The 4,585-nt window shown below is 67.2% G+C and carries 2 protein-coding genes; both read right to left on the reverse strand.

The annotated features are described in order from the left end of the window. Positions 1-212: 212 nt before the first annotated feature. The gene (locus tag AC5RUM_RS21395; RefSeq protein WP_494036838.1) at positions 213-3,230 is read right to left on the reverse strand and encodes a glycoside hydrolase family 2 TIM barrel-domain containing protein; all 3,018 of its coding nucleotides are present in this window, start codon (positions 3,228-3,230) and stop codon (positions 213-215) included. Between the two features lie 102 nt (positions 3,231-3,332). After that, positions 3,333-4,439, reverse strand: coding sequence for a LacI family DNA-binding transcriptional regulator (locus tag AC5RUM_RS21400; protein ID WP_494036839.1), 1,107 nt, complete (start codon positions 4,437-4,439; stop codon positions 3,333-3,335). Between the last annotated feature and the right edge of the window lie 146 nt (positions 4,440-4,585).

The raw sequence follows: 4,585 nt of genomic DNA on the forward strand, positions 1-4,585 counted from the left end.
CCCACCAACCCCCCACCGCAAACCCACCCAAACACCCCCACCACACACCCCAAAAACCCCACAAATCCGCGGAACTTCGGTGCGATGGAAGCGCACATCGGTCGTCCGTAGGGCGGATTCGAGGCTATCTGCCCGCTATGGAGCGCGTCACATTCCATCAGTGCTCCTGTTGGGCCGTGGACGTGCTCCTGATGGAACCTGATTCCAAGCCATCAACCCGTGACTTCAAGGACCAAGGTGAAGTCTGCATCCCGCCGGTGGATCACGTAGGCCTCCAGCACTCCAGGACCGCAGGCGCCGGTTCCCACTCCGCGTTGGAGGTGGTCGAGATAGACGTAGGTGCACCCGTCCGGCACCAGGTCCGGCTGGTGATTGGCGGCATCAAGCGCAGCCTGACTGTACGGCCTGACTGTCAGCGCGAAGGGTTCCCCGCTGACGGCCAGGCTGCCGGCGCCCAGGTCCAGGCTTGCGCTGTGTACAGCCGCGCGGGCACCGGACTCCTGCGGGCGGACGTAATCCACGGCCATGTCGGCGGCGGGCAGGGAATGCCACCCCTTGCGCGTGCCTTGTCCCGTATCCGGATAGGCCTGATGGGGCCCTTGTCCGAACCAGTCGACGCGCCGGGCTTCGGTGCCCAAAACGAGCTCCAGTCCGATCCGCGCCCAGTGCACGTCGCGTCCCCTATCGGTCCAGTCCCCGTCAGGACGCAGCCGGGTCCGCAGGCTGAGCCTTCCGCCGTCGCTGGTCCAGAGGTAATCCACAAACACGCCGTACTGCTTGCCCGCAATGCCGACCCGCGTCCTGATCTCCAGTGACTCGCCGCCGTCCGCGTGGGGCACGGCTGATATGCCCATGAGCCGGGAGTGCAGCCGGTTGAGGCCGGCCTCGACCCACCGCTGCGCGAGGGTGCGGGCTTCGGGGTTACCCCACCAGTCCACTCCGTGGTCGTTATCCGTGGGAGGGCGCCACAGGACAAGCCGCAGGTCATTCACCGGCAGCCCGCCCAGGCTGGTCAGCGCCCCGGCGGCCCGGGAGAAGGTCGCCGGACCCAGCCGCAGCTCACCGGCTCCGGTCTCGACCACGACTTCAGCCGCACGGACCTGAGGGACTTCGGGCTGGTTGATGAATGCCTGGCCCCACGCGAGCTCATGCCCGGCGGCAGCCCACTCAGTGTCCTCCGCCAACTCGGCCCGGACTGTCAGCACGGCGGGTGCATCGGCGGCCAGCCCAGCCAGTCCTGCTTGCAGCGCGATGGTGGATTCAGTGCGGGGCGCCAACGGCGCGACGTCCACGGGACCGCCGTCGAGAGTGCCGCCGTCGACCTCGACGGTGTAGCGGAACCGGACAGCGGATGTGTCCGCGAAGTCGAACTTGTTGGCAACGGTGAAGGTGGTCCAGTCCGCCGCGATGGTAATGGCCAGCGGTTCAATGACCTTCTTGAAGTCCAGCAGCGCGGGCCTGGGCTTTCGGTCGGCATCGACGAGGCCGTCCGTGACGAAATTGCCATCGTGAATTTCCTCACCGAAGTCGCCGCCGTAGGCGAAGTACTCGCGGCCATCGTTACCGGTGCGCGTGATGCCGTGCTCCAACCATTCCCAGACGAAGCCGCCCATGAGCCGCGGGTAGTGGTCGAAGAGTTCCTGGTACTCGGTCATGCCGCCCGGTCCGGTGCCCATCGCGTGCACATATTCGCAAAGGACAAAGGGCATGGCGCGCCGCCGGGCGTCGAGCTCGGGATCGTCCAGGGCAGGCTCCATCCGCTGTCCGATCAGCGCGGTCTCGGCCTGATCGGCGTACATCCGCGAGTAGACGTCCACGTAGGGCGAGCTCCAGTCGCCCTCGTAGTGGATGGGCCGGGACGGGTCGCGGTGCTTTGTCCAACGGGACATGGCCGCCAGGTTCCGCCCCGTGCCGGACTCGTTCCCCAGCGACCACATGATCACGGAGGCGTGGTTCTTGTCCCGCTCAACAGTGCGCCGCATCCGGTCCAGCAGCGCCGGCTGCCACTGCGGGTCGTCACTGGGATTCTGCTTCCATCCGGCGCTTTCAAAGCCGTGGGTCTCCAGATCGCATTCCAGCACCACGTAGAAACCCAGCCGGTCCGCGAGGGCCAGGAATTCCGGGTGCGGCGGGTAATGGGAGGTGCGGATGGCGTTGACGTTGTGTTGTTTCATCAGCCGCAGCTCCGCCTCCATGACCTGGCGCGGAACCGCTCGCCCGAGCCGCGGATCATGTTCGTGCCGGTTCACGCCGCGCAGCAGGATCCGCTGGCCGTTGACCTTGAACTGCGCGTCCTCGATCGTGATGGAGCGGAAGCCCACGTGGAGGTTTACGGTCTCACCGGCGGTGCTGACCGTGGCCCCGTACAGTCGCGGGAGCTCGGCGGACCACGGGTCCACCCCAGGGATGCGCAGCTCGCTTCCCGCGGCCAGCTCCAGCCCCAGCTCGGGAAGCCGTACGACGGCGTCAATCGCCTTTCCGCCCCTGGTCGCCTCCACCATGAGGAGGCCCTGCCCGGTGACATGGTCGAAACCTGCATGGACAAAGACATCGTCGATTCCATCGCCAGGGCGCGCCTGGAGAGTGACATCACGGAAGATTCCCGGCAGCCACCACATGTCCTGGTCTTCGAGGTAGCTGGCGGCCGAGAACTGTGCAACACGAACGGCCAGGGTGTTTCGCCCCGGGACGAGGACGTTGGTGACGTCGAACTCGTGCGCCAGGCGGCTGCCGCGGGTAGTGCCGAGCCTGGTTCCGTTCAGCCACACCGTGCCGGCAGATTCGATGCCGTCAAAGCGCAGGACGGACCGCGGAAAGAACTCGGGCCCGGCGTCGAACTCCACAAGGTGGTCGCCGGTCGGGTTCCTGTCCGGAACGTGGGGAGGCTCAACCGCAAACGGGTACTGCACATTCGTGTACCAGGGCGAGCCGTGTCCGTGCATCGGCCAGCTGGACGGCACCGGTAAATCCTCGAAGCCAGCCAGGTCCTGGCCCAGCTGCCAGCCGTCCACAGGCGCCAGCCTGACCCCGCCGTGAAGCCGGAACTTCCAGGTGCCGTTCAGGACTTTGCGGGCCGCATCACTGTGGAGGTAGGCGCGCGCCGGAAGAGCGCCGTCGGCGGGCGCCGCCGATTCGAGCTCCCTGACCTGCCCTGCCGCGACGTCCAAGTGGCGGCCAGCGGAACCTGCCGGGCGTGAATTCGCGGGCGCCGTGGATGAATCGACTGACATGCTTGTCCCCTGGGTTGGGTGCTGGATGCATATTCGTGAACGTTCACGAAACGGTCTAAGACTACTGTGGTCGGAGTCGTTTGGGTAGGGGAGCCGGCCCGGTCAGGCGGACTGGCGCAGCACCAAATGGTGGCGAAGCACCAACTCCGAACCCGGTCCACCGGGCTCGATGGCACCCGTGAGCAGGCCGTCCAGAAGTTCGACGGCGGCCCGTCCCACCTCTCGCAGGTCCAGTGAGAGGGTGGTGAGCTCCGGCGTCAGCAGTTCCCCGAGCGGAATGCCGTCCATGCCGATCACGGCGCAATCCGCAGGGACAGCGCGGCCCGACTCCGCCAGGGCCTTCAGAGTTCCCGCCGCCATGAGGTCGTTGAACACAACGATCGCGTCTGTGCCGGGGTGTTCCTCGAGCAGCCGGCGCGTCGCTTGGCGGGCATCCGCTGCCGACTCAGGTGATACGGACACCGCCAACGCCACGCCGGAGGCAGCGGCGCTGCGGGCAAAGGCGTGGCCGCGGGCAGTCACTCCGCCCTGCGCGGAGACTGTTGCACGCCCCCGCTCCCCCGTGAGCGCCGATGCTGCGGCATGGCCGGCGCCTGAATCCGCACGGTCGATGTATGCGAGTTGGCGGCAGCCCCTAGCCCGCAAGTGGTCCAGGGCCGCGCGCGCGGCATGGCCGTAGTCAAAGGAGATCCGGCCTGAGGCTGACCCCGACGGCTGGTCGAGAACCACAAGGGGCCGGGGGCCAAGAATGGCATGCGCTTCGTCCGTGGCGCCGCCAAGGTATCCGATCACGGCGTCCACCTGGGGCGCGAGATGTTCCACCGACTCCACGCCGGTGGCACCGCCATGCCCGTAGTCATCCAAGACGACGTGCCAGCCTCGCTGCGTGGCCAACTCGACGACGCTGGAGGCGAATGCCGGATAGTACGGGTTGGTGAGATCCGGAATGGCAAGACCCACCGACGTTCTCGCCCCCTGGACCAGCCCCTTGGCGAAGCGGCTGGGCGTGTACCCCAGTTCGCGCGCGAGTTCCTGGACCCGTTGGCGCGTCTCCGGCCGAATGCCGGGCATGGCGTTCATGGCGCGGGTGACAGTTTGCCGGGAGACGCCGGCCGCGGCGGCCACGTCAAGGATGGTGGCACGCTTTACCGGTCCGGCGGACGCACCCGGGCCGCGGCCGGACGGGGCGTCGCCGGAAGGAGGGGTCATAGTTGGTAAGTCTAGATGCCGGCCTGCGGCCCGGTTCGCCCGGAACGGTTTGGGTGTTTAAATGCGGGAGAGCCCCAACCGTGTGGTTGGGGCTCTCGACCGTGTAATGGTTGTCCGGCGGTGACCTACTCTCCCACACCCTCCCG

The organism is Arthrobacter sp. B2060, assembly GCF_059090445.1.

What these genes read in the sequence shown, in the direction of transcription:
- AC5RUM_RS21400 (WP_494036839.1), bottom strand. Translation starts at nt 4,439, where the DNA reads ATGACCCCTCCTTCCGGCGACGCCCCGTCCGGCCGCGGCCCGGGTGCG.
- AC5RUM_RS21395 (WP_494036838.1), bottom strand. Translation starts at nt 3,230, where the DNA reads ATGTCAGTCGATTCATCCACGGCGCCCGCGAATTCACGCCCGGCAGGT.